The sequence below is a fragment of the Vibrio sp. 1288 genome (assembly GCF_033344475.1).
The window spans coordinates 1-505 of sequence record NZ_JAWPOX010001195.1 but is presented as its reverse complement, the minus strand read 5'-3'; the positions used below and the strand labels follow the sequence as shown (position 1 = coordinate 505).

Annotated in this window: 2 protein-coding genes; both read left to right on the top strand. The window is 46.5% G+C overall.

Features of this window, described 5'->3' with window-relative positions:
* Positions 1–232 (top strand): 2-C-methyl-D-erythritol 4-phosphate cytidylyltransferase (locus R8O11_RS31645; protein ID WP_318195440.1); only part of this gene is annotated, 232 nt, incomplete at its 5' end.
* Positions 233–249: 17 nt separating this feature from the next.
* The coding region (gene ispF / locus R8O11_RS31640; protein WP_318195439.1) for a 2-C-methyl-D-erythritol 2,4-cyclodiphosphate synthase at positions 250–505 on the top strand (256 nt) is incomplete at its 3' end.

Here is a 505-nt window from a genome sequence, read left to right as displayed (position 1 = left end):
CAGAGAAGCATTGTGGCATGCACTTACTCCACAAATGTTTAAAACTCAGCAGCTAACAAGAGCACTGGCAGACGCATTGCAGCAAGGTGTTGCGATCACTGATGAAGCATCGGCTTTAGAGTGGTTGGGAGAAACGCCAGCTTTAGTCCAAGGTAGTGCGAATAACATTAAAATTACTCAGCCAGAAGATCTCGCCTTAGCCGAGTTTTATCTTAGCCGCGAGCGCGGTTAGAAAATAAAGGATAAAAAATGATTCGAATTGGTCATGGTTTCGACGTACACAAATTTGGCGGTGAAGGCCCTGTGATTATTGGTGGTGTTGCAATTCCTTACGAACAAGGCCTGATTGCGCACTCAGACGGCGACGTTGCTCTGCATGCTCTCACTGACGCTTTGTTAGGTGCGATTGCTGCGGGTGATATTGGCCGTCATTTTCCAGATACCGACGATAAATGGAAAGGTGCAAACAGCCGCGAATTATTGAAAGACGTTTACCGTCGAGTAA